Annotated in this window: 17 protein-coding genes and 2 tRNA genes; 4 read left to right on the forward strand and 15 right to left on the reverse strand. The window is 44.7% G+C overall.

Annotation, left to right across the window (positions count from 1 at the left end; translation table 11 throughout):
• Nucleotides 1-244: 244 nt before the first annotated feature.
• The 5 genes from AB5706_RS16460 to AB5706_RS16480 all read right to left on the reverse strand — a co-directional run bounded on the left by AB5706_RS16460 (nucleotide 245) and on the right by AB5706_RS16480 (nucleotide 3,324).
• A tRNA-Ser gene (locus tag AB5706_RS16460) sits at nucleotides 245-334 on the reverse strand.
• Nucleotides 335-466: 132 nt separating this feature from the next.
• Nucleotides 467-552 (reverse strand) — tRNA-Ser (locus AB5706_RS16465).
• Between the two features lie 142 nt (nucleotides 553-694).
• Nucleotides 695-1,390, reverse strand: a complete 696-nt coding sequence (gene ispD, locus AB5706_RS16470) for a 2-C-methyl-D-erythritol 4-phosphate cytidylyltransferase (protein ID WP_148463465.1) — start codon at nucleotides 1,388-1,390, stop codon at nucleotides 695-697.
• Nucleotides 1,390-2,409 carry a tRNA (adenosine(37)-N6)-threonylcarbamoyltransferase complex transferase subunit TsaD gene (gene tsaD, locus AB5706_RS16475; RefSeq protein ID WP_148463466.1) on the reverse strand — a complete coding sequence of 340 codons (1,020 nt, stop codon included), beginning with the start codon at nucleotides 2,407-2,409 and terminating at the stop codon, nucleotides 1,390-1,392. The genes ispD and tsaD overlap by 1 nt, the downstream gene beginning before the upstream one ends.
• Before the next feature lie 3 nt (nucleotides 2,410-2,412).
• Nucleotides 2,413-3,324, reverse strand: a complete 912-nt coding sequence (locus tag AB5706_RS16480) for a ribonuclease Z (RefSeq protein WP_148463467.1) — start codon at nucleotides 3,322-3,324, stop codon at nucleotides 2,413-2,415.
• A gap of 267 nt (nucleotides 3,325-3,591) precedes the next feature.
• On the opposite strand from AB5706_RS16480, the gene AB5706_RS16485 reads away from it, so the two are divergent.
• Nucleotides 3,592-6,180 carry a YfhO family protein gene (locus tag AB5706_RS16485; protein WP_368366199.1) on the forward strand — a complete coding sequence of 863 codons (2,589 nt, stop codon included), beginning with the start codon at nucleotides 3,592-3,594 and terminating at the stop codon, nucleotides 6,178-6,180.
• Here AB5706_RS16485 and rimI read toward each other — a convergent pair.
• From rimI to tsaE, 3 genes are read right to left on the reverse strand one after another with little or no spacing between them, the layout of a single operon-like run.
• Nucleotides 6,091-6,612: a ribosomal protein S18-alanine N-acetyltransferase gene (gene rimI / locus AB5706_RS16490; RefSeq protein WP_368361687.1), complete on the reverse strand. Its 522-nt coding sequence runs from the start codon at nucleotides 6,610-6,612 to the stop codon at nucleotides 6,091-6,093. The genes AB5706_RS16485 and rimI overlap by 90 nt on opposite strands.
• A gap of 22 nt (nucleotides 6,613-6,634) precedes the next feature.
• A complete protein-coding gene (gene tsaB / locus AB5706_RS16495; protein WP_148463470.1) occupies nucleotides 6,635-7,363 on the reverse strand; it encodes a tRNA (adenosine(37)-N6)-threonylcarbamoyltransferase complex dimerization subunit type 1 TsaB in 729 nt (242 codons plus the stop codon).
• A 35-nt stretch (nucleotides 7,364-7,398) separates the two neighbouring features.
• Nucleotides 7,399-7,851 (reverse strand): tRNA (adenosine(37)-N6)-threonylcarbamoyltransferase complex ATPase subunit type 1 TsaE, encoded by a 453-nt coding sequence (gene tsaE / locus AB5706_RS16500; RefSeq protein ID WP_173769961.1) that lies wholly within the window; start codon nucleotides 7,849-7,851, stop codon nucleotides 7,399-7,401.
• A 97-nt stretch (nucleotides 7,852-7,948) separates the two neighbouring features.
• On the opposite strand from tsaE, the gene AB5706_RS16505 reads away from it, so the two are divergent.
• Complete coding sequence (locus AB5706_RS16505) at nucleotides 7,949-8,467, forward strand: peptidylprolyl isomerase (protein WP_118583898.1); 519 nt, start codon at nucleotides 7,949-7,951, stop codon at nucleotides 8,465-8,467.
• A gap of 118 nt (nucleotides 8,468-8,585) precedes the next feature.
• Here AB5706_RS16505 and AB5706_RS16510 read toward each other — a convergent pair whose 3' ends face one another.
• Nucleotides 8,586-9,242, reverse strand: coding sequence for a YigZ family protein (locus tag AB5706_RS16510; RefSeq protein WP_173769960.1), 657 nt, complete (start codon nucleotides 9,240-9,242; stop codon nucleotides 8,586-8,588).
• 243 nt (nucleotides 9,243-9,485) lie between these two features.
• Between AB5706_RS16510 and AB5706_RS16515 the strand changes: the two genes are divergently transcribed.
• Complete coding sequence (locus tag AB5706_RS16515; protein ID WP_173769959.1) at nucleotides 9,486-12,083, forward strand: transglycosylase domain-containing protein; 2,598 nt, start codon at nucleotides 9,486-9,488, stop codon at nucleotides 12,081-12,083.
• Nucleotides 12,084-12,303: 220 nt separating this feature from the next.
• Here the strand turns inward: AB5706_RS16515 and AB5706_RS16520 are convergent, their stop codons facing one another.
• From AB5706_RS16520 to ftsH, 4 genes are all read right to left on the reverse strand, one after another.
• Nucleotides 12,304-13,245: an ROK family glucokinase gene (locus AB5706_RS16520; RefSeq protein WP_195589380.1), complete on the reverse strand. Its 942-nt coding sequence runs from the start codon at nucleotides 13,243-13,245 to the stop codon at nucleotides 12,304-12,306.
• 118 nt (nucleotides 13,246-13,363) lie between these two features.
• Nucleotides 13,364-14,296: an HPr(Ser) kinase/phosphatase gene (hprK, locus tag AB5706_RS16525; protein ID WP_118583906.1), complete on the reverse strand. Its 933-nt coding sequence runs from the start codon at nucleotides 14,294-14,296 to the stop codon at nucleotides 13,364-13,366.
• A 259-nt stretch (nucleotides 14,297-14,555) separates the two neighbouring features.
• Complete coding sequence (uvrC, locus tag AB5706_RS16530) at nucleotides 14,556-16,421, reverse strand: excinuclease ABC subunit UvrC (RefSeq protein WP_173736087.1); 1,866 nt, start codon at nucleotides 16,419-16,421, stop codon at nucleotides 14,556-14,558.
• A gap of 147 nt (nucleotides 16,422-16,568) precedes the next feature.
• Nucleotides 16,569-18,635, reverse strand: coding sequence for an ATP-dependent zinc metalloprotease FtsH (ftsH, locus tag AB5706_RS16535; RefSeq protein WP_173736086.1), 2,067 nt, complete (start codon nucleotides 18,633-18,635; stop codon nucleotides 16,569-16,571).
• A 415-nt stretch (nucleotides 18,636-19,050) separates the two neighbouring features.
• On the opposite strand from ftsH, the gene AB5706_RS16540 reads away from it, so the two are divergent.
• Entirely contained in the window at nucleotides 19,051-20,535 is a 1,485-nt protein-coding gene (locus AB5706_RS16540; protein ID WP_173736085.1) for a DUF1846 domain-containing protein, read from the forward strand.
• A 214-nt stretch (nucleotides 20,536-20,749) separates the two neighbouring features.
• Here AB5706_RS16540 and AB5706_RS16545 read toward each other — a convergent pair whose 3' ends face one another.
• Complete coding sequence (locus AB5706_RS16545) at nucleotides 20,750-22,327, reverse strand: hypothetical protein (protein WP_173773450.1); 1,578 nt, start codon at nucleotides 22,325-22,327, stop codon at nucleotides 20,750-20,752.
• A 70-nt stretch (nucleotides 22,328-22,397) separates the two neighbouring features.
• The gene (aroE, locus tag AB5706_RS16550) at nucleotides 22,398-23,246 is read right to left on the reverse strand and encodes a shikimate dehydrogenase (RefSeq protein ID WP_173773451.1); all 849 of its coding nucleotides are present in this window, start codon (nucleotides 23,244-23,246) and stop codon (nucleotides 22,398-22,400) included.
• Between the last annotated feature and the right edge of the window lie 239 nt (nucleotides 23,247-23,485).

Here is a 23,485-nt window from a genome sequence, read left to right on the forward strand (position 1 = left end):
GATAAAGTGTTTGATGTACTCAAGACAACCAACTAGCTTAGTTATCTCTCGTCATTACTGTTATAAAAAGTTCATTCTTTTGAATGATGATTCGTTAAGAATTTTCGAGAATCGTATGTGTTTCACTGTTTAGTTATCAAGGTTGTTTCGCTGTTGCTTTCAAAACAGCTTGTTTATATTATCACATGTTCAAGTGTTTGTCAACAACTTTTTTTTGAATTTCTTTTAATCAAGAAATTCAAAACGGAGAAGGAGGGATTTGAACCCTCGCGCCGCTATTAACGACCTACTCCCTTTCCAGGGGAGCCCCTTCGGCCAGCTTGGGTACTTCTCCAAATTGCCCTACTTACTAAGTAAGTTCTTCATTAAATTGTTTTTGCTCTCTTGCGACAGCTTGTTTAGTATAACTGATGTTCCTTTATTTGTCAAGCACTTTTTAAATTTATTTTTTAAAGTGTTTAACAAGCGGAGAGAGTGGGATTCGAACCCACGCGCCCTTGCGGACAAACGGTTTTCAAGACCGCCTCGTTATGACCACTTCGATATCTCTCCATATATAATAATCAAACCAAAAACGCTTTGCACATCAGGAGTTGTCCTTCACTCAAGAGGTTGTCTCTGTCAGTGCAAAACGTATTCTATCATTAAAACCTTTTTGTGTCAACAAGATTTTTTATTTTTTTCAAAAATTCATTCAATATCTCAAAAAAGCCTCTGCAATCGCCAGATCTTCTGGTGTAGTGATCTTGATATTCTGGTAAGATCCCTCCACAAGAAGGATCTTGGTTCCAGTCTCCTGCTCCACTACCATTGCATCATCTGTTACCCCTGTCATGTCCTTTTTGCGTATGCTTTCATAAGCTCCGCGAATCAGATCATAAGAAAATATCTGAGGAGTCTGAATATTCCATACAATTTTACGATCTGGAGTCTCTTTAACATAGCCTGACGAGTCTGCCAGTTTCACAGTGTCCTTGGAGGGCATGCCCATTACACAGGCATTGTTTCGCTTCACAGCCTCATATCCTCTTTGAACCATCTCTTCTGTAATAAACGGTCTTGCACCGTCGTGAATGTACACGTAATCTGTATCCTGACAGCATAATAATCCTGCATATACAGAATCATAACGCTCTTTTCCTCCTGCAGTCACCTTGCGCACCTTGGAAAAACCATATTTCTTTACAATTTCCTGCTCACAGTAAGAAATCATCTCTTCCCCCGTCACCAGAATAATATCCCGGATCAGCGGACTCTCCTGAAAACAATGCAGAGAATAATACAGAACCGGCTTCCCTCCTATTTCCAGAAACTGCTTCTGTATTTTGCTATGCATTCTTTTGCCCTGGCCCGCTGCCAGAACGATTGCCGTACATCTGCCCTGCTCCATTATCTCTCTCCCAGTTTCAGGTTAGGAACTGCATTTAAGTCCCATCCATGGCGTGTTCCTTTGATATATTCGTAATAAGCTGCCACACCGATCATCGCCGCATTGTCTGTACAAAAAATAGGTGACGGACGATAGAACTTATAGCCCCTCTTTTCACAAGCCTTAGTCATGGCTTCTCTCAAAGCTCCGTTGGACGCAACCCCGCCTGCAATAGCAATCTTATCCATGTGATAATCTTTGGCAGCAAGCATTGTGTGCTCCACAAGTACGTCTACCACGGACTTCTGGAAAGAAGCCGCAAGGTCAGCACGATTGATCTCTTCGCCCTTCATCTGGGCATTGTTAATATAGTTCAATACAGCAGATTTCACGCCACTGAAACTAAAATCATAAGGACAATCTCCTAATTTTCCTTTCGGGAAAACAATGGCGTCCGGATTTCCCTCTCTTGCCAATTTATCTACCTTTGGTCCACCTGGATAACCTAATCCGATTGCACGGGCAACTTTATCAAAAGCTTCTCCCGCTGCATCATCTCTGGTGCGTCCCAGGATTTCAAATTCTCCATAGTCTTTTACGATTACAAGATGTGTGTGTCCGCCGGACACGATCAGACAAAGAAACGGCGGTTCCAGGTCCGGGTGTTCAATATAGTTGGCAGAAACATGTCCTTCTATATGATGCACTCCAACAAGAGGGAGCTTCTTCGCATATGCAATGGCCTTTGCCTCAGCTACGCCCACAAGAAGAGCCCCTACCAGTCCAGGACCGTAAGTAACGCCAATTGCATCCAGATCATCCAGAGTCACATTTGCCTCGGAAAGTGCCTCTTCGATCACCTGATTAATCTTCTCAATATGTTTACGTGAAGCGATTTCCGGCACAACACCTCCATACAGAGTGTGAAGCGCAATCTGGGAAGAAATCACATTTGATAATATAGTCCTGCCGTTTTTTACTACAGAAGCCGCAGTTTCATCACAGGAACTTTCTATTGCAAGAATGAATGTATCTTTCATTTTTTAATCCTCTTCGAAATTCATTTCCATTGTTTTTCCGTCTTTGCCTGGATAAGCTTTTGGGAAAATATCCCGCACCATGTCCATATATTCATCTGGACGGATCAGAGACGGACTGTAATGAGTCAGCCACATTTCTCCTACATCAGCCTGCTTGGCCAGAGTAGCAGCTTCACGGAACGTCATGTGCTTATAGCCTTTTGCCTTCTCCAGCTTGTCATCCTCGCCGTACATCCCTTCGCAGATAAAAAGGTCTGAGCCAGACGCATTTTTCATAATTGACTCGGTGGGTCTGGTATCTGTAGTGTAAGTAACCTTCAGTCCCTTTCGAGCAGGTCCCAGAACCATATCCGGAGTATATGTCACATCATCGGCTTCAATAGTCTGGCCTTTCTGCAGAGGATTCCAGTATTTCAGCGGGATTCCCTGCTCACGGGCACGCTCCGGGGAAAATTTCCCCTGACGGAGTATCTCCAGTGAATATCCATAACAGAGTACATTGTGGTTTACCTTAAAAGCCGTGATCCGATAACCATTGATCTCAAATACCTGTTCAGGTCCGTTAATCTCGATAAATTTCAGTTCAAAGGGAAGCTCCGGTGCGATCACACGAAGTGCGTTTACTACCCGCTCAAGACCTTTCGGACCAATCAAGGTAAGCGGTTCGGTGCGCTCTGCATTCCCCATTGTAAGAAGAAGGCCAGGAAGTCCGCTGATGTGATCTCCGTGATAATGGGTAAAACAGATCACGTCAACAGGCTTAAAGCTCCATCCTTTTTCCTTAATTGCCACCTGAGTTCCTTCGCCGCAGTCAATAAGAAGACTGTGGCCGTTATACCGGGTCATCAGAGCAGTAAGCCATCTTCTTGGAAGTGGCATCATACCTCCGGTTCCCAGCAGACAAACATCTAACATATATTAAAATATCCTCTTTTCTTTATTCTCCAAAACGTGTTTTCCAAATGCCTTCCGAAGCAAACTTATAACAGCATTTTTCAAACATGTTCCAGGAAAGTTTAACACAAGCAGTTTCCTAAAACAAGAGTCAGGTCTTCCCAATATGGAAAATCATTCAGAAATTATTAAGATGAAGCTGCTTGACAAACCGCTTACAATGTGCTTTCATAATTTGAACTTAACATTTGTTGCTGTTTTTAAGCTCAGCAACAGAAAGGAATTATTATGATTTTCTGCAGCAAGCCTCAAAAATTCACCTGGCGAAACGCCATTACTCTGCTGCTTCTTCTGACAGCTGGCAGCATTCTCATCTTACTTCTGATACCTTCCGGTTCCTGGTTTGGCTCCGAGACAGACTGGTATTCCCAGCATGTAACCATTGCTGATTATATGAGAAAAAATTTTTATGCAACAGGAAGCCTGTTTCCGGACTTCACCGGACTTGGAGGCGGAACCAATTTCTTTTCCCTCTCCTACTACGGATTTATGCGCCCGGATGTACTGATTTCCTATCTTTTTCCCCATGTGGAAATGGAATGGTTTATTCAGGGATATGCAATATTTGAAATCCTGCTTGGAGGCGGACTTCTTTATTACTGGCTGCACAGGAAGGGTTTTTCGGATTTTACCAGCTTTGCATGCGGCTTTTTTTATCTTAGTGCAAACTGTTTTTTCCAGGCGCACAGGCAGATCATGTTTGTGAATTATCTGCCATTTCTTTTACTGGCTTTCCTCTGCCTGGACCGGATTTTTGAGCACCAGGAACAGGACGTGTACCACATTCGTCCTCATATCGGACTGATTCTTTCCCTGTTTTTCTGCATTTTGCATAGCTTTTACTTTTTCCCATCCAGCTTCCTGGCATGCATCCTTTATATCGGACATCTGCTGCCGGATCATCTGAAAACTGTACCTGCCAGGATGCAGAAGAAACGGAAATGCAAAATATGGTGGAACTATATTGTGGACGTGTCTTTTGCCGTATCCATGAATCTCTTTCTCCTGCTTCCCACTGGTCTTGCCATCCTTGGAAATAAAAAGGATACCGGTGATTCCACTTCCCTGTTAAAAATCCTGGGAGTGAACCCCACACTGGACAGCATCCTTTACAGCCCTTACGGCTGCGGACTCACTCTTTTTTGTCTGTATGCATTGTTTCTGTGCATACGGGAAAAGAAAACCCGCAAGCTGGCAATTGCTGTTTTTACACTGCTGTTTTTTGACATTTTTTACTGGATTTTAAACGCCACTTTATATGTAAGGCCCAAATGCCTGATCCCATTTCTGCCTTTGATTCTTTACCTGACTGCACAGGCTCTTGAAGGACTCAGACAGAAAAAAATACGGCACAGTCTGCCACTGGCTTTGCTTTGTGCAATTCCGGTTATCGTACAGCTTATTTTCTTTTTACATAATCAGCAGGTCCGGCACCTGGTCACAGCTGATCTTGTGCTGCTTCTTGTCTGTGCTTCCCTTGGCGCTTTTCTGGAAGAAAAAGAGATCATGATACCATTCAGCTGCTGGTGGATAAATCTTGGAGGACTTGTACTTTTGCTTGCGATTCCTTCTATGCTTTATCTGACAAAAGGGCAGGAAGAGCATTACGCCACCGTTGCCGACGAGTCCAGAGACTATTTTTCCAGAGAGGATCTGGAGGCGTGCTGCGAAAATCCGCAGGCACGGTTCGATGTGATCGAACACCCATCCAACAATTCAAACTACGTGACCACCGGGGATCAGAATAAAAGTACCTTGTATTCTTCTATTTCTAACAGCACTTACAATACATTGGTGTACGATATCCTGCAAATGCCCATCAGCATCCGCAACCGTGTTGCCATGACAGCTGATGTAAATCCTTTTCAGGAATATCTGATGGGCGTCCGATATATTCAGACAAAAGCAGATAAAGTTCCCGCGGGCTATAAGACCCTTCTGGAAAAAGACGGGCATATACTGGCAGAAAACAGCAATGTGCTGCCTATTGCTTATGGAAGTACGGCTCTGATGACAGAAAGTGAATATGATAAGCTTTCTTATCCGCAGACACTGGATACCATTACTAATCGCACAATAGTGCCGGATTCTCCTGACAATTCAGAGAATGCCAGTGATCTTTCTGCCGCTTTTTTGCCATACGCTTCTCAAATGAAGGAATATTCCTTGCCAGCCGATTTTCTTGATCACAAGACTTCAAAAAAAAGTGAAACCATCCGCCGGGAACTGCCGGAAACACTGCCGGCATCCACTATTCTGCTGCTCTCTTTTGACGTAAAATACAATGGGGAAAAGGATATGTCCATTACCATAAATGGCATACGAAACCGGCTTTCCGGCTCTGAGGCTCCTTATCCCAACAATAATGATACCTTTTATTATATGATTTCTTCTAATGAGGATATGGATGCTCTGGACATTATGTTTTCCAAAGGAGAATATAAGCTCACAAATATAAAAGCCTACACCCTTCCATTAAGCCTGCTTTTCCATCCGGGGCTGGTAGCTTTTCAGGAAAAAGAAGTTTCCGGGAAAGAGATTCTAAACGGTAGTATTGATATGCCGAAGGATGGATATTTCGTAACATCCTATACATTCTCCAAAGGATACATTGTTTGTGTGGATGGGAAAGAAGTTGCACCGGTACAGGTTAACAAGGCGTTTCTTGGTTTTCCGTTACAAAAAGGGGCGCATGAAATCCAGATTGAATTCCATGCGCCCGGTAAGTCACTTGGGGCTGCACTCAGCCTTGTGGCATTTGTGCTTTTGATTTTCTACAATACAGCGTATGGGCTCAGGCATAAAATCTTGCGATAGACCATGCCTGGTCATAAGCAGAGCATCTTCCACGGGATCCGTATAGTATTTCTTGCGGATCCCGTCTTTTGTAAATCCCATTCTTTCATAAAGACGGATGGCAGTCCCGTTGCCTGTACGAACCTCAAGATGGATCGTGGTAACTCCCTGCTGTTCGGCAAGCCGGATCAGACTGTCCATAAGGAAATGCCCAATCCCCTCTTTCTGCCTGTCCGGGCGCACTGCAACATTGGTAATGTCACCTTCATCCAAAACCATGATCAGGCCACAGTAAGCCAGGATTTCTCCTTTCTCTTCCACTACAAGGAACATGGCATCCTTGCGGGTCAGATAAGTAAAAAATCCCTCTTTCGTCCATGGCGGGGAAAATAATTCGTTTTCAATCTTCATGACCTGATCCAGGTCATCTACCAGCATTTCACGAAGAATCATACTCTGACTTCTCCTTTTCTTCTCAGCTGTTTTTTTCAGAAGCTTTCTCTTCCTGCAGCTTCTGGGCGCGCTCACGCTCTGCCTGGGAAACTCTCAGGTATTCCGGAACATGCTCCATAGCAGTCACTATTTTTCCCTCTTTCACATAAATCTCGCCAAGGGCTGCCACTGCAGCTGCTCTTTGCTTATTCACATGGGCAGGGGCAAAAGAATATGGAACCTTCAGGTTCTCCTGGATCATTTTTCCAAAGACAGGCACGCCATCGCCAAGGAATACTACCTCTTCCCCTCTCGCATTCAATTTCTCAATCATCTCAGCCATTGGAACTGCCATCTGAGCTTCTACCGTTACCAGCTTATGCTCCTGAAAGCGGTAAATTCCTGTATAAACCTGACTTCTTCTTGCATCCATAATCGGACAGATCAATGCTCTGGAATCATACAAATTATATGCCAGTGCATCCACAGTGGGAATTTCCACCAGAGGCTTTTTCAACGCAAGACCAAGTCCCTTGGCTGTAGCAGAACCGATACGAAGTCCTGTAAAAGAGCCTGGTCCGGCTGCCACTGCAATGGCATCAATGGTATCCAGATCCAGCTCTGTCATCTTCACCAGCTCGTCCAGCATAGGAAGAAGTGTCTGGGAATGTGTCTTTTTATAATTAACTGTATATTCTGCAATCAGGTTCTCGTCCTCCACTATTGCAACAGAAGCGACGATTCCTGAGCTGTCAAGACCTAAAATCTTCATTTTTTCTCCTTACTCTCCCCACTTTTGGAGATTTTCTAATTTTTCTGCCACTTAATCTGCTCTGGTAATCCGGTTACTGTGATCTTACGATAATCAAACCCTTTTTCCAGATTTTTCTCAATGGTAATCTCAATGATCTGCTCTGGCAGGATTTCTTCAATCAGATTGGCCCACTCGATGAGGCAAATTCCATTTCCGTAGAAATAGTCATCATAGCCGATCTCTTCCATCTCCTCAATGTCCCCGATCCGGTACACATCAAAGTGATAAAATGGCATACGACCGCTTTCATATTCCTGAATAATGGTAAAAGTCGGACTGTTTACAGGCTCTGTGATTCCCAGTCCTTCTGCCACTCCCTGGGTAAAAACGGTCTTACCTACCCCAAGATCTCCTACCAGTGTGTATACCTGCCCGGGAAGAGCATTTTCCCCGATCCATTTGCCGAAAGCGAAGGTCTCTTCTGGGCTGAATGTTTCTTTTATCATAACTTTACAACTCCTTTTTACTTGCAGAATTGCTCTTTGCATATTATAATAGAACGAATAACGAAATACAATACTTTTTGAAAAAGGAGATCAAACTATGGCAAATCCAGTTGTTACCATTACTATGGATAACGGAGATGTGATCAAAGCAGAGTTATATCCGGAGATTGCACCAAATACTGTAAATAACTTTATCAGCCTTGTTAAAAAGGGATTTTATGACGGACTTATTTTCCACCGTGTTATCAACGGCTTCATGATCCAGGGCGGCTGCCCGGACGGAACCGGAATGGGCGGTCCTGGATACAGCATCAAGGGTGAATTTGCTCAGAACGGTGTGAAGAACGAGTTAAGACATACCGAGGGCGTTCTTTCCATGGCAAGAGCCATGCATCCGGATTCAGCAGGAAGCCAGTTCTTCATCATGCACAAAAATGCTCCACACCTTGATGGTGCTTACGCTGCTTTTGGTAAAGTGACCGAGGGCATGGATGTGGTAAACCAGATTGCTGAGACTGACACTGACTACAGCGACAGACCACTTGATGAGCAGAAGATCAAATCCATGACAGTTGACACCTTCGGCGTAGATTATCCAGAGCCAGAGAAGTGCTGATCATTCATGCTCTGCAGGCAGACTGATCCAGAGCATGTTTAAAAAGCTTTCAAAAGAACTTTATCCCCTGCATCTGTGGAATATTTATTTTCACAGATGCAGGGGTTTCTGTTCCCTTTTAATGGTCAAACACCTTTATTTCGCCTTCCACATCTGCGAAATAAAGCTCCTTCTCTTTCTCCATCTTTATACGTCCGCTGGTTGCTTCTGTGATCACCTTCTGGATTCTTCCAACCTGGTCATTTGGCACAAGAAGATGCATGATCACCTTGTCTGTGTACTCCGTGTCAAGGACCGGAAGCTGATTCTCTGCTGCAATATACTGCAGCTTGCCGATAGCTGTGTAATCTGCAGTCAGTGCCAGTGAAATCCCATGGTGCTTCTCTATCACCGTACTCTCCCCCAGACCAGCCTGCACTGCTCCGGAATAGGCACGCACAAGTCCGCCGGTACCAAGGAGCACGCCGCCAAAATATCGGGTCACAACTACCGCCACATTATAAATATCTTCCCCCAGGATCACATCCAGCATAGGCCGTCCTGCAGTTCCTGACGGCTCCCCGTCATCGCTGCACCTTGTAAACTCCCGATGTTCTCCAATAGAATAAGCATAGCAATTATGTCTGGCATCCCAGTATTTCTTCTTCATTTCCTCTATGAAAGCAAGAGCGTCCTCCTCTTTTTCCACCAGGCGCACCGTCGCAATAAACCGGGATTTCTTCTCCGTAATCTCCCCCTCGCCTCCTGCATAGATGGTCTTATATTTTTCCAGCATACGGAAACCTCCAAAAACTCATAATAAAATAAAGATAACAGCTTGTTCTTCCTCATTTGCTATAGTGTAACATGAATTGGCTTTTCTTTCCAGTCTTGTAAAAGGATGCTGTTCACCTTACTATTCACTGGTACCGTTCTGCGATGTTTTTTTGTGAACAAAGTTCACAGAAATATTCGATTTTAGGGTTTATTTACGAACCTGGATTTGATATAATAGAACGGATTATAAAGGAGGTTTATCATGAACTACGGAAAAAAATCGGCCTCTAAGAAACGGAATTCTCTTATTTCCCGCTCGTCCATGATGGGAAAAAGGGCACATGTTTCGTTTATCAGAGTCCTTTTCATCGGCCTGATCGCCCTGTGCGTTGCAGTGTCCAGTCTTGGAATCGGTTCCATTCGTGGGATACTTGCAAATACGCCGGACGTAAATGAAGTGGATATCATGCCTCTTGGTTATGCCACTTTCCTCTATGACTGCAATGGCAATCAGATCCGTAAACTGGCAGCACCTAATGCCAACCGACTTCCGGTTTCCATTGACCAGATTCCGGAGGATCTGCAGCATGCAGTAGTGGCTATTGAGGATGAGCGTTTTTATGAGCATAATGGAATTGATGTAAGAGGTATTCTTCGTGCTGGTGTGAAAGCACTTACTACCGGAAGCTTTTCCGAGGGTGCAAGTACCATTACCCAGCAGCTTCTGAAGAACAACGTTTTCACCAACTGGACCAACGAGTCTACACAGGTGGAGCGATTTACACGTAAGCTTCAGGAGCAGTTCCTTGCCGTTGAGATTGAGAAAAAGATCGGCGACAAGAACGTGATCCTTGAGAATTACCTAAATACCATCAACCTTGGTGCAGGTGCATACGGTGTACAGGCTGCTGCCCGTCAGTACTTTAATAAAGATGTGTGGGATCTGAATCTTTCCGAGTGCGCAACTCTGGCAGGTATCACCCAGGCTCCTACCAAATACAACCCTATCGAGAATCCCAAGGAAAATGCAAAGAGACGTAAAGAGGTTCTTGACCATATGCTGGATCAGGGTTACATCACTCAGGAGCAGTATGACGATGCTATTAATGATGATGTTTACACCCGCATTCAGGAAGCACAGGTTTCTAATACACAGTCTTCAAGCAAGACATACTCTTACTTTGAGGACGAGCTTACCAAGCAGGTTATCAATGATCTGATGAATATCAAGGGATACACCAAGACACAGGCACAGAACCTTCTGTACAGTGGTGGTCTGAAGATCATGACTACCCAGGATCCGGGCATTCAGAACATTGTGGATGAGGAATATTCCGATCCATCCAACTATCCGGATTACGTACAGTACGCACTTGATTATGCCCTTACCGTGAAACAGCCGGATGGCCAGGAAGTAAACTACAGCAAGGAAATGATGAAGCTTTACTTCCAGAATGAGGATCCGTCTTTTGATCTTTTGTTTGATTCCCAGGACGAGGGACAGACTTATGTAGACCGTTATAAAGCGAATATTCTTGCAGACGGAAGCACGGTTGTTGCAGAGCGTGTAAGCTTTGCCCCCCAGCCTCAGTCAGCAATGACGATCATTGACCAGCATACCGGATATGTGAAGGCGATCATTGGCGGACGTGGAACCAAGACTGCCAGCCTTACCCTGAACCGCGCTACAGACAGTACCCGCCAGCCAGGTTCTACATTTAAGATCGTATCCACCTATGCTGCGGCCCTTAATGAGAAAGGCATGACACTGGCTACCACTTACGAAGACCAGCCAATCACCTATGACAACGGCGCACCGGTCAATAATGCAAGCGGCAGCTTTAATGGCACCACTACGATCCGTACAGCAATCCGTAATTCTGTCAATACCGTTGCCGTTCAGTGTTTTGAGGATGTAACCCCTGAGCTTGGCTTGAAATACCTGGACAACTTTGGATTTACCACACTGGCACATGGTACAGAAGCGGATACCGATGCCAATGGCAATGTTTATACAGATGCCAACCTGCCTACAGCGCTTGGCGGTCTGACCTACGGTGTTAAGAATGTAGAGCTTTGTGCCGCATACGCAGCCATTGCGAACGGCGGTAATTATATCAAACCGGTTTACTACACCAAGATTCTTGATCACAACGGAAACGTACTGATTGAGAACAACTCTGTAGGACGCTCCGTCATTAAGGAAACAACAGCTTATCTTCTTACAAGCGCCCTTGAGGATGTAGTTCAGAATGGTACCGGTACAGCCTGCCAGCTTGATAATATGGCAGTTGCAGGTAAGACAGGTACTACAGACGCATACAATGATCTCTGGTTCGTAGGATATACACCATATTACACATGTGCAGTATGGTCCGGTTACGACGGCAACCAGAAGATACCGGAAGGTGATGCACGTAATTTCCACAAGACATTATGGCGTAAGGTCATGAACCGGATCCATCAGGGAATGGAATACAAAGATTTCGAAGTTCCGGATGGTATTGAACAGATCAGTATCTGTGCTGATACAGGACTTCTTCCGAGAGTTGGCTGCCCGGTTACAGAGGAGTACTTTGATGTAGGAACCATGCCTACAGAGTACTGTGACCAGCATTTTTACGAATATGACGAGAGTCAGGATGAAGATATGGAAATCTACGATGCAAATGCCACTCCGACTCCAGATCCGGAAAATCCGGACGGCACAGACAATGCAGATGGCAGTGGCGGTGACGGCACTGGCGGCGATGGTACTGGCGGTGATGGTACTGGTGGTGACGGTACCGATGGCGGTGATATCCAGTATCCAGATGAAAGCGGCGGAGATTCTGGTAATGATGATATTTATTATTACTAAAAAGTTTTCAGCTGACAGTCAGTTATAAACAATTAAAACTGCGGTTTTCGTTTCCAGAAAGCTGCAGTTTTTTTCTGCCAAAATAATAGCTGTTCAGTGCGGAAGCGATGAACTATATATACAAAGAAACGCCTTGCACAGAGTCTGCTGGATTCAGCAATCTTCTGCACAGGGCGTTTCCTGTTTTTATGTATTATGAAATTCTCTGGATGATCTGAAATCAGTCTTTGATCACCATACGGGCTGCGCCATAGATACCGGCATCATTTCCAAGGCTTGCAAGAATGATCGGAGTACTCTTACAGGATGGGAATGCATATTTCTGATAATACTTCTGGATACAGTCTGTAAGAGGTTTGCCTGCTTTGGATACACCGCCGCCAATTACAATTGCCTCCGGGTCTGTTACACATGCAAACACGGCAAGTGTGCTTCCCAGAATATCGCCAACCTTCTCCATAGTCTTAACAGCCAGAGCATCGCCCTCCTTGTAGAAGTCAAGAACATTCTTGGCAGAAAGCTTCTCTACATGACGCATCTTGCTGTCCTCCTTGCTCTCCTCCAGAATGTCATTTGCCACACGTACAATTCCGGTTGCAGATGCATACTGCTCCAGACATCCGTGATTACCGCAGTTACATGGGCGAACTTCATTGTGATTGACACATGCATGTCCAATCTCTCCACCGGCACCGTGATAACCTGCGATGATCTTGCTGTCGATGATGATACCGCCGCCAACACCGGTTCCAAGTGTAACCAGGATCACGTTCTTGGAACCCTCTGCAGCACCCTTCCATGCCTCACCAAGAGCTGCGATATTGGCATCATTGGCTGCCTTTGCCGGAAGACCTGTAAGTGCGCTTAATTCGCTTGCTACGGCCTTAAAGCCCCAGTGCAGGTTAACTGCCATAGGAACTTCACCATTCTCATTAACAGGTCCTGGAATGCCGATTCCAACACCGTCTACATTATCCTTTGTGATTCCTCTCTCATCCAGCTTCGTCTTGATTGCATCTGCAACATCCGGCAGGATTGAAGAACCGTTATTCTCCAGTCTTGTTGGAATCTCCCACTGCTCAACCAGAGTTCCATTCGTAAGAAACAGACCGCATTTTACAGAAGTTCCTCCTACGTCAATACCAAAACAATACATACCCATTGTAATTTTCCATCCTTTCTGATCTATGAATTACTATTCTATGCATTACAGTTCTATGCATTACTGTGCCTTAAAGCCTGTTTAAAAAATTATTTCAGCAATCTGCACACTTTGATTTTTATTCTTCTCTTTTTTTGGCAATATTCGCCTGAACACGCTTGTACAGCTCCTCAGCTGCATTGTAGCCCATCTTCTTCTGTCTGTGGTTAACGGCTGCAGACTCAACGATAACAGCCAGATTACGTCCTGGACGAATCGGAAGGGAATGGCATACGATCTTGTTTCCAAGATACTCCGTATACTCCTCATGAAGTCCCAGACGGTCGTACTCCTTGTCACGGTCCCACTCTTCCAGCTTAATAACAAGATCGACAGACTGGGTATCCTTAACACTCTCAACACCAAACAGGGTCTTCACATCAATAATACCAATACCACGAAGCTCAATAAAGTGACGTGTGATATCCGGTGCGGAACCAACTAAAGTAACATCACTCACCTTGCGAAGCTCAACAACGTCATCACTGACAAGACGGTGACCACGCTTGATCAGCTCAAGGGCTGCCTCGCTCTTACCAATACCGCTCTCGCCTGTGATCAGGACACCCTCGCCATAAACATCCACAAGCACACCGTGAATGGAAATACAGGGAGCCAGCTGGACGCCAAGCCAACGGATGATCTCTGCCATCAGACTGGACGTAGTTCTCTCTGTCACAAATGTAGGTACATTATATTTATATGCAAGATCGATCATATCCTGTGACGGTCTTGTCATAGTGCTGAAGATGACACATGGGATCTTGCTGGAGATAAAACGCTCGTACTTGAATGTGCGCTCCTCATCGCTTAACTGCATCAGATAAGTATACTCTACATATCCGATGATCTGAACACGCTCGTTTGCAAAATGCTCCAGATATCCTGTAAGCTGCAAAGCCGGACGATTTATTTCTGCTGTCTTCACATAAATCTCTGTAAGGTCAATATCAGGCGTCAGGTTGGTCAGATTCAGTTCCTGCGCCAGCTTGGTAAGCTGTACACCCTTCATGCTTTTATCTCCTTTTTCTCTAATGAAGTCCTTCCCGCATAAGCAGTTCCCTGCAGTTACAAGATTCCTCATAATAGGTGAAAACTGTTATGCAGTCTGTGCCGGTTTCTTTGCACTGCACATAGAAATTATATACATTGCCAAAAATCCACACTTATCTGTATTATACACAATTTTTTCTGTAACTTCAATGTCGAATCTTGTTAAAACTGTTACTGTTCGCTCTATTCACAGTAACACGCTTCGCGATGCACAGAAATCATGCATTCGTCTGATTTGGCGCTCTATGAAAAAACTGATAAACAGCCTCCGCGCTCTGTACATTCATAGACTCTGTCTGACTTAATTCTTCCACAGAAGCATCCCTGATATTCTCAACAGACCGGAATCTTCTCATAAGAGCCTTTCGCCTGGTCTCGCCAATTCCCGGAATATCATCCAGAACGGAATGTACCTGTTCTTTGCTTCTAAGGGAGCGGTGATACTCAATGGCAAAACGGTGAGCCTCATCCTGGATCCTGGTTACCAGATGGAAACCCTCACCAGAAGTATCAATGGGAATTTCAACATTATTGAAATACACCCCTCTGGTTCGGTGGTTATCATCCTTTACCATACCACATACCGGAATATCAATTCCAAGCTCTCCAAGAACCTTCCGTGCAATGTTTACCTGGCCACGTCCGCCATCCATAAGGATCAGATCCGGAAGAATGGAAAAGCTGTCGTATTCACCCTTGGATTCATGGGTAAAGCGCCTTGTAAGCACCTCTTCCATGCTGGCATAATCATTTGGTCCCTGCACCCATTTGATCTTGAATTTGCGGTAATCGCTGCGCTTCGGCTTGCCCTTTTCGTAAACTACCATGGAGCCAACGGACTCAAATCCACTGATATTGGAAATATCGTAAGCCTCCATACGCACAATATCCTTAAGCCCCAGCCAGTCCTCAATCTCCTTCACAGCCCCGATCGTACGCCCTTCTTCGCGCTTGATCCGTTCTCTGTCTTTGGAAAGAACCATCCAGGCGTTTTCCTTGGCAAGCTCCACCAGTTTCTCCTTTGTTCCCTTTTTCGGTACACGGATGTGAACCCGCTGTTTACGCCTTGCAGACAACCAGTCTTCAATAATTTCCCCATCTTCTATCTCTGTCTGCATCATGATTTCCGCCGGAATAAAAGGCGTTCCTGCATAAAACTGCTTCAGAAAGCTTGACAAAACCTGTGCTTTGGTATCGCCTCTTGCCACACGGAGAAAAAAGTGATCTCTGCCGATCAGCCTGCCGCCACGCATAAAAAACACCTGCACAACTGCATCTTGCTCCCGGAGATCTTCACTTTCATCCATGGCAACTGCAATAATATCCCTGTCCTCTTCCCCATAGGTAGTAATCTTCTGTCGTTCTCCGATCCGTCTGATACTGTTAATTAAATCACGATATCCTGCAGCATCCTCAAAACGCATATCCTCTGAAGCTGCCATCATTTTCTCCGTCAGCTGATCGATGGTCTCCTGGAAATTTCCATTGAGAAAATGAAGTACCTGTCCAATGTTCTGCTTATACGCTTCCTCACTTACATTTCCCTGGCATGGAGCCGTGCACTGCTTCATATGATAATACAGACATGGACGGTCTTTGCCGCAGTCACGGGGCAGATTACGGTTGCAGGAGCGTACCATATAAATCTTGCGGACCAGCTCGATCACATCTTTTACAGCTGTGGAGCTGGTATAGGGTCCGAAATATTTCGCCTTGTCCTTTTTCATGGTGCGGGAAAAAAGGACTCTGGGATAGGGCTCGTTTACAGTTACTTTAATGAATGGATATGTCTTATCATCCTTCAACATGGTGTTGTATTTCGGGCGATGCTCCTTGATCAGGTTGCACTCCAGTACCAGCGCCTCCAATTCAGAATCGGTGACAATATACTCAAATCTGGTAATGTGAGTGACCATCTGCTCAATCTTTGCGCCTTTATTGCGGCTGCTCTGGAAATACTGGCGGACACGGTTCTTCAGACTGACAGCCTTTCCCACATAAATGATCTCATCGTTTTCCCCATGCATAATGTAAACGCCAGGCTTACCGGGCAGCTTTTTTAACTCTTCTTCAATCAGGAACATAAAAACTCTCCTTTGTTGAAAAGAACCGGGAAAACATGTCTCCCGGTTCTGATGTTTTATCCTATATTATCTGTATCGTCCAATTGCAGGAACGGCAATAGCAGATTCCTCTTAGATTAATTCCTCTTAGATTAATTTTCCTTAAATTCAGTGGTCTTCTGAGTCCCCGGAACTTTCAGCCGGCATTTCAGCTGGAGCCTGAACTGTGGATTCCGCTGTCTCTGTGTCCACATTTGCCTCATCCGTCTTATCCTCTGCTTTCACAGCCTCATCCAGCGCCTTCAGTCCTTCTGCATCCAACACATCTGAAACTTCCATTCCCTTCTCCACTGCGCGGAAAATGATCATAAATTCCTTACCGGTAATGGTCTCCTTGCGGATCAGATAAGCAGCGATCTTGTCCAAAGCCTTTCTGTGGCTGCTGATCAGGCGCTTCGCCTCCTCATAAGAAACACGAAGCAGCTCCATAACCTCATGGTCGACTTCTGTAGCTGTATTGTCACCGCAATTAAGCACTGCACGACCATTCAGATACTGATTTTCCTGAGTTGCAAGACCCATCAGACCAAACTTCTTGGACATACCATACTGGGTGATCATAGCACGGGCGACCTTGGTGGCCTGCTCAATATCATTGGAAGCACCAGTTGTCACGCTGTCAAAAACGATCTCTTCAGCAGCACGTCCGCCAAGATATCCGACCAGCATAGCTTCCAGTTCTTTCTGGGTATTCAGATATTTCTCTTCTTCCGGAACCTGCATAACGTAACCAAGTGCGCCCATAGTACGAGGCACAATGGTGATCTTCTGTACCGGCTCGGAGTCCTTCTGAAGGGCACTTACCAGTGCATGTCCTACCTCATGATAGGATACGATACGGCGCTCCTGGGCACTTAAAATACGGTCTTTCTTCTCTTTTCCAACAAGAACCACCTCAACAGACTCCAGAAGATCCTTCTGGGAAACTGCGTGACGGCCATTCTTAACAGCCAGGATGGCGGCCTCATTGACCATATTTGCAAGATCAGAACCAACGGCACCGGACGTGGCAAGGGCAATTGCCTCGAAATCAACGGTATCGTCAAGCCTTACATTCTTCGCATGAACCTTCAGGATATCAATACGTCCTTTCAGATCCGGACGGTCAACGATAACACGGCGGTCAAAACGTCCCGGACGAAGAAGTGCCGGATCCAGTACCTCCGGACGGTTGGTAGCTGCCAGGATCAGAAGTCCCTTGGAAGTATCAAAACCATCCATCTCAGCAAGCAGCTGGTTCAAAGTCTGCTCACGCTCGTCATTACCTCCGCCGTAATGGGAATCACGGCTCTTTCCAATGGCATCAATCTCATCAATAAATACGATACACGGCGCATTCTTCTTGGCTTCCTCAAAAAGATCACGGACACGGGAAGCACCTACACCAACGAACATCTCCACAAATTCTGATCCGGAAAGGGAAAAGAACGGTACATGTGCCTCCCCTGCAACAGCCTTGGCAAGAAGGGTTTTACCTGTACCCGGAGGTCCTACAAGCAGGGCGCCCTTCGGCAGTTTAGCACCAATTTCCACGTATTTGCCTGGATTGTGAAGAAATTCCACAACCTCCTGCAAGGATTCCTTGGCCTCATCCTGTCCGGCAACATCCTTAAATGTGATTCCGGTCTCTTTCTGTACATACGCCTTGGCGCGGCTTTTCCCAACGCCCATCATACCACCGCCGCCTTTGTTCATGCGGCGCATAAAGAACATAAGAAGCACAAACAGAAGCACAGACGGTAAAAGTACGCTAAGCATCATTGCCATAAATTCTCCGAAAGCATCCGGCGGCTCAGATTTAAAAATAATACCGGTTCCTTCCAGACGTTTGGTAAGGGCAGTCTCATCTTCTGTCAGATTGGTGTAATAACTGATTTCCTGATAAGGATTCACCTGCTTCTTCGGCACGATAGTCAGGTTATCAGACTGAAGTGTAACGGATTTCACTTCATCATTATTCACCATATCAATAAACTTATCATACGTAATCTCACTGGAATTATCCTGCAGCATATTGGTAAACAGGCTGAAACACACCAGAGTAACCAAAAGACATATCAGAAAAGCCAGAATGGACTGATGATTTTTCTTATTGCGGTTGGGATCCTGATCTCTTCTTGGATCCCCTTTATCAGGGCGGCGTCCGCCTTGATTGTTATCCAGATTATTATCCATTTCATTCCTCCTTACTATCTTTTCTATTATAAAGATAAAACGCAGATAAATCAACCTGGATATTGTGAAAACCCTCTGAATTTTTGAGAAAAAAAGGTCAAAAAAATTCACATCAGAAAAAAAATAGATACTTTTTTTACGGCGTAAACTGTAGTATACTAGAGCGTGTTTGAAAAAAGCTTTCTGCAGGATGTGCGTACAATTTGCAGGAATGATTTTTCTAATACAGTCCAGGAACATATTTTTTAAGGCAGGTGCAGAACGCATCTGCTGTATCCTTTTTACCTGTAACTTTACAGTAAGAAACAACATAATGGATGAGGAACTAAAAGATTACTATGTGCCGCAAATATTCCGCAAGGTGTTTTGTGAACATAGTAAAGAACAGCCCAGAGAAAGAGGGAGGAAAGACAGAATGAAAAAAATTGGGTTCGATAATGACAAATATCTGAAAATGCAGTCCGAGCACATTCGTGAACGAATCAGCAAATTTGACAACAAACTTTATCTGGAATTTGGAGGCAAGTTATTTGATGACTACCACGCTTCCCGTGTTCTTCCAGGATTTGAGCCGGACAGCAAGCTGCGCATGCTGATGCAGCTTTCCGACCAGGCAGAGATCGTAATCGTAATCGGTGCACCTGATATTGAAAAGAATAAGGTCCGCGGTGACCTTGGCATCACATATGATGAGGACGTGCTCCGTCTGATGAACGAATTTACAAGCAGAGGACTTTATGTAGGAAGCGTCTGCATCACACGTTACTCCGGACAGAACAGTGCTGATGCGTTCAAGAAGCGTCTGGAGAAGCTTGGAATCAAGGTTTATGTCCTTTATAATATCCCAGGTTATCCAAGCAATACTTCCCTGATCGTAAGTGACGAGGGATACGGCAAGAATGACTATATCGAAACCACCCGCCCGCTGGTTGTTATCACAGCGCCTGGACCTGGAAGCGGAAAAATGGCTACCTGTCTTTCCCAGCTTTATCATGAATACAAGAGAGGAATCAGCGCAGGCTATGCCAAGTTCGAGACTTTCCCAATCTGGAATATCCCGCTGAAGCACCCGGTAAACCTGGCTTATGAGGCAGCTACCGCTGATCTGAATGATGTCAACATGATCGACCCATTCCATCTGGAAGCTTATGGTAAGACCACTGTCAACTATAACCGTGACGTAGAGATTTTCCCTGTTGTACAGGCTATGTTTGAGAAAATCATGGGTGAGTGCCCATACAAATCTCCTACAGATATGGGCGTTAATATGGCAGGAAACTGTATTGTGGATGATGAGGTTTGCCAGGAGGCTTCCCGTCAGGAGATCATCCGCAGATATTATAAAAGTATGGATGCGCTTATGTCCGGTACTGGCACAGAGGAGGAGGTTTACAAGATCGAGCTTCTTCTGAAGCAGGCACATGCCACACTGGAGGACCGCAAGGTTGTTCCTGCTGCCCTGGAAAGAGAGAAAGAAACTGGTGCTCCGGCTGCTGCCATGGAGCTGGAGGACGGAAGGATCATCACAGGTAAGACCTCTGATCTGCTTGGTGCTTCCTCCGCCCTTCTTCTGAATGTGTTGAAGGAGCTTGCCGGAATTGATCACCAGAAGCATGTGATCTCCCCGGATGCTATTCACCCTATTCAGGAGCTGAAGACAGATTATCTTGGAAGTAAGAATCCTCGTCTTCATATGGATGAGACCATGATTGCCCTTTCCATCAGTGCTGCTACGAATCCAGAAGCACGTCTTGCCCTGGAGCAGTTTCCGAAGCTGAAAGGCTGCCAGGCACATACTTCTGTTATGCTGTCTTCTGTGGATGTCCTCTCCTTCCGTAAACTGGGCGTGGAGCTGACCTGTGAGCCGAAATTTGAGCAGGGGAAGAAACTGCAGGGATAAGCAGGCATAGATTTTGTTTTGTTGCTACGTAATTAAAAACTCTGGCAAATGATTGTTAGATAATTATCATTTGTCAGAGCTTTTTCTTTTGTATATGTGCCCAGATAACGGCTTAACCGCAAAATCTGCCATTAAGCCGCATGAGGTTTTGAATTTACGGAAAAAATTTCACACCGTCGCTACCTTGAAAAACAGCATTCTTTCATTCATGCATTTATAGCTCCGCTTCGGTGTCACATTCCCCGCTCATCTTCTTCGCAGTCTCTTTAGGCACTTCGATCAGTCCAAATTTCCAGAACAATGGGTAAATATAAGAAATCCCTCTAATATCCCCTAATGCCTTGGGGCGTTTCACGATGCCGGATATCTGCCGGCAATTTTGGAATGCCATTTTTATGCTGCTCCAGGACAGGGTTTTGCTGTTTTCCCGGCGGTCGATGAGAAGCTCTTTGTTGTAGGTTCCGTCTTTGCCGATTTTCAGCTTGTACTGATATGGGAGACCAGAGGCTGTGCGAAATGGGTAGTTTTGGAAGGCTGCAATTGCTGACCAAAGAGTCTCTTCCACACAGTTCTGTCTAAGAGCATCAAGAACTTTCTGCTGCTCATCTGTCAGTTCCAGCTTGTCATATGCTTTTATTTTTCTATCTGTAAATCCAGTTTCGGCTTTGTACTCATCATTTTGTTCCTTTACTTTATCCCAATTGCTGTTCTCCTTCTCCAAAATTACTTTCAACAGTCTTATAATTCCCTTAATTTCCTGCACACTCTGAACACTCAATACATGGAAATCTATTTTCTTTTCCCTGGAACTATATTTCTCTTCCAGAAGCTTTGCCTTTTCCTCATCATAATCCTTGTATCTGGCTTTCCCGGACATGTAAGCATAAGAATTGGCAGTTCCCGGATATTCAATATTTTCCTGCAGATAAAATGGAGATGGATTCTCTTCCAGATCATGCTTCAGGCAATTCAGTTTCTCTAAAAACTTCCCGGTAACTTCCGGGTAATGCTCTTTTATATACACAAGATTCTTATGCAGACATACTGCACTTTTTTCCATCATCTGCCGTTCTTTTGGATTCTTCAGACAGTCATATTCATAATCCTGAACTTCATGTCCTTCCATGGAACGGATCAACTCACTATACCAGTACATATGCTGCGCAGAATTGTCCGGAAACATAAAGTAAGTGGAAAATTCATGGTCGATCATCGGAGCCAGCCTCAGAATTTCTCCTTTTTTATTACAAACGAACGCAATATTCTCATAGTGATAATTCTGATCGCCTTTCAGCATGGAAACCAGGATCTGCATGGCAAGCTGCTCTGCCATGTCTTCGTGATTCTGGAAATAGGAAGCCTCCAGAATATCCGTATAATCATAAAACATCATACAGTAATTCTCATACTGGTCTATATCCACCTTTTCATCCGGATACTTCCGAAAGAATTCCAGAAGATTCAAAAGCTGTTCATCTTCATTATAAATCCTTGGAACCACAGTCCCATAATCATAGTATTTCTGTGTCTCTTCTTCATAACCATGGCAAAAAGCCAGCTGATATAAAGGCGCCGATACAAAATATTCATTTATCACATTCGACCAGAACACTTCCGCATAAGCAAACAGAGGCGTAGAAAATGGCTTGGATTTACTCAACGGCTTAAAAATCCGATTTCCACTGTAAACCGGAAAATGTTTCTCTCCCTTTACTACGCCGACTGCTTCCGCGGTCAGATTGCCTATTCTGTCTGCATAATTGAAGTGGACAGTTTCATAATTTATTTTCAAAAGTCTCACATCCTTTTTGTTTAAAAAGATTCAATCTGACAACTTTCTTTTCAGAAAAAGCCTGTCTTCCTTACTCAAACTCCTTCTTCAGCGCATCCTCCATCACATCTACCGGCGCTTCCACGCCTGTCCAGAGGGTGAAATTCAGTGCGGCCTGCTGTACCAGCATTCCAAGACCGGTGATAGTTTTTGCACCATTTTCTGCTGCGGACTTTAGGAAAATTGTTTCCGCAGGATTAAATATGACATCGCATACACACATTTCCGGTGTGATGGCAGTATAATCAATGTCTGGCTTGTCTGTCACATTTGGAGAAAAACCGATTGAAGTGGCATTGATTAAAATATCTGTATCAGATGGAATTGCCATATTGTTTTTCCAGTTAAGATACTTTGCACTGCTATCTGTTTTCATCTGAATAAGAGATGCCAGTTCCTCACCTTTTTCAATGCTTCGATTGATAATATTGATATGGGCAACCCCATTTAATGCACATTCAACAGCTATCGCCCTGGCTGCTCCGCCAGCGCCAAGAATAGTCACATTTTTCTTATCCAGAGTCTCACCAGAATTCTTCAACGCGGTTACAAACCCTTTTCCATCCGTATTCTCACCGAATAGTTTTCCCTCTTTCTGGATAACCGTATTCACTGCTCCGATAATTTCTGCTGCCGGACTCAGTTCATCCAGATAAGGGAGAACCTTGATCTTGTGAGGCATGGTAAGATTGATTCCCTTCATGCCAAAGATTTTCACACTGTCCATTGCCTTTCCAAGATCCTCTGGAAGCACTTTAATGGTCAGATAACGATAATTCAAATTTTTCGCTGCAAACGCAGCCTCCTCAACTACACCAGTAGGATTATCATCCACTGGATCACCAAAAACGCCGGTTAATTCTGCACGATAGTTTTTCATATTTGAATGCCCCTTTCTCTTTTTCAAAATCATCCTTAAAATCGAATCCAAACTCACTTTCACAATGCATCCGAATAAATACCGCTCACTCCCATAGCCCTGTATTTCTCCCATTGTCCCCGGTAATTCACAGTATGGGTATATACTTTGATCTTGTATTTCTTAAAATATTTCACTACATTGGAAGTTACCCGTCCTTTTGGAATTGTTACTACGTTGCCGGATAATGGGATCCTTGG

It is taken from the genome of Ruminococcus sp. RTP21484sp1_RTP21277st1_D2_RTP21277_210401 (assembly GCF_040924225.1).
Classification (GTDB): domain Bacteria; phylum Bacillota; class Clostridia; order Lachnospirales; family Lachnospiraceae; genus Blautia_A; species Blautia_A faecis.

What these genes read in the sequence shown, in the direction of transcription:
- ispD (WP_148463465.1), bottom strand. Translation starts at nt 1,390, where the DNA reads ATGGAGCAGGGCAGATGTACGGCAATCGTTCTGGCAGCGGGCCAGGGC.
- AB5706_RS16520 (WP_195589380.1), bottom strand. Translation starts at nt 13,245, where the DNA reads ATGGGTATGTATTGTTTTGGTATTGACGTAGGAGGAACTTCTGTAAAA.
- AB5706_RS16505 (WP_118583898.1), top strand. Translation starts at nt 7,949, where the DNA reads ATGGCAAATCCAGTTGTTACCATTACTATGGATAACGGAGATGTGATC.
- rimI (WP_368361687.1), bottom strand. Translation starts at nt 6,612, where the DNA reads ATGATTCTTCGTGAAATGCTGGTAGATGACCTGGATCAGGTCATGAAG.
- ftsH (WP_173736086.1), bottom strand. Translation starts at nt 18,635, where the DNA reads ATGGATAATAATCTGGATAACAATCAAGGCGGACGCCGCCCTGATAAA.
- aroE (WP_173773451.1), bottom strand. Translation starts at nt 23,246, where the DNA reads ATGAAAAACTATCGTGCAGAATTAACCGGCGTTTTTGGTGATCCAGTG.
- hprK (WP_118583906.1), bottom strand. Translation starts at nt 14,296, where the DNA reads ATGAAGGGTGTACAGCTTACCAAGCTGGCGCAGGAACTGAATCTGACC.
- tsaE (WP_173769961.1), bottom strand. Translation starts at nt 7,851, where the DNA reads ATGATAAAAGAAACATTCAGCCCAGAAGAGACCTTCGCTTTCGGCAAA.
- uvrC (WP_173736087.1), bottom strand. Translation starts at nt 16,421, where the DNA reads ATGTTCCTGATTGAAGAAGAGTTAAAAAAGCTGCCCGGTAAGCCTGGC.
- AB5706_RS16480 (WP_148463467.1), bottom strand. Translation starts at nt 3,324, where the DNA reads ATGTTAGATGTTTGTCTGCTGGGAACCGGAGGTATGATGCCACTTCCA.
- AB5706_RS16485 (WP_368366199.1), top strand. Translation starts at nt 3,592, where the DNA reads ATGATTTTCTGCAGCAAGCCTCAAAAATTCACCTGGCGAAACGCCATT.
- tsaB (WP_148463470.1), bottom strand. Translation starts at nt 7,363, where the DNA reads ATGAAGATTTTAGGTCTTGACAGCTCAGGAATCGTCGCTTCTGTTGCA.
- tsaD (WP_148463466.1), bottom strand. Translation starts at nt 2,409, where the DNA reads ATGAAAGATACATTCATTCTTGCAATAGAAAGTTCCTGTGATGAAACT.
- AB5706_RS16540 (WP_173736085.1), top strand. Translation starts at nt 19,051, where the DNA reads ATGAAAAAAATTGGGTTCGATAATGACAAATATCTGAAAATGCAGTCC.
- AB5706_RS16515 (WP_173769959.1), top strand. Translation starts at nt 9,486, where the DNA reads ATGAACTACGGAAAAAAATCGGCCTCTAAGAAACGGAATTCTCTTATT.
- AB5706_RS16510 (WP_173769960.1), bottom strand. Translation starts at nt 9,242, where the DNA reads ATGCTGGAAAAATATAAGACCATCTATGCAGGAGGCGAGGGGGAGATT.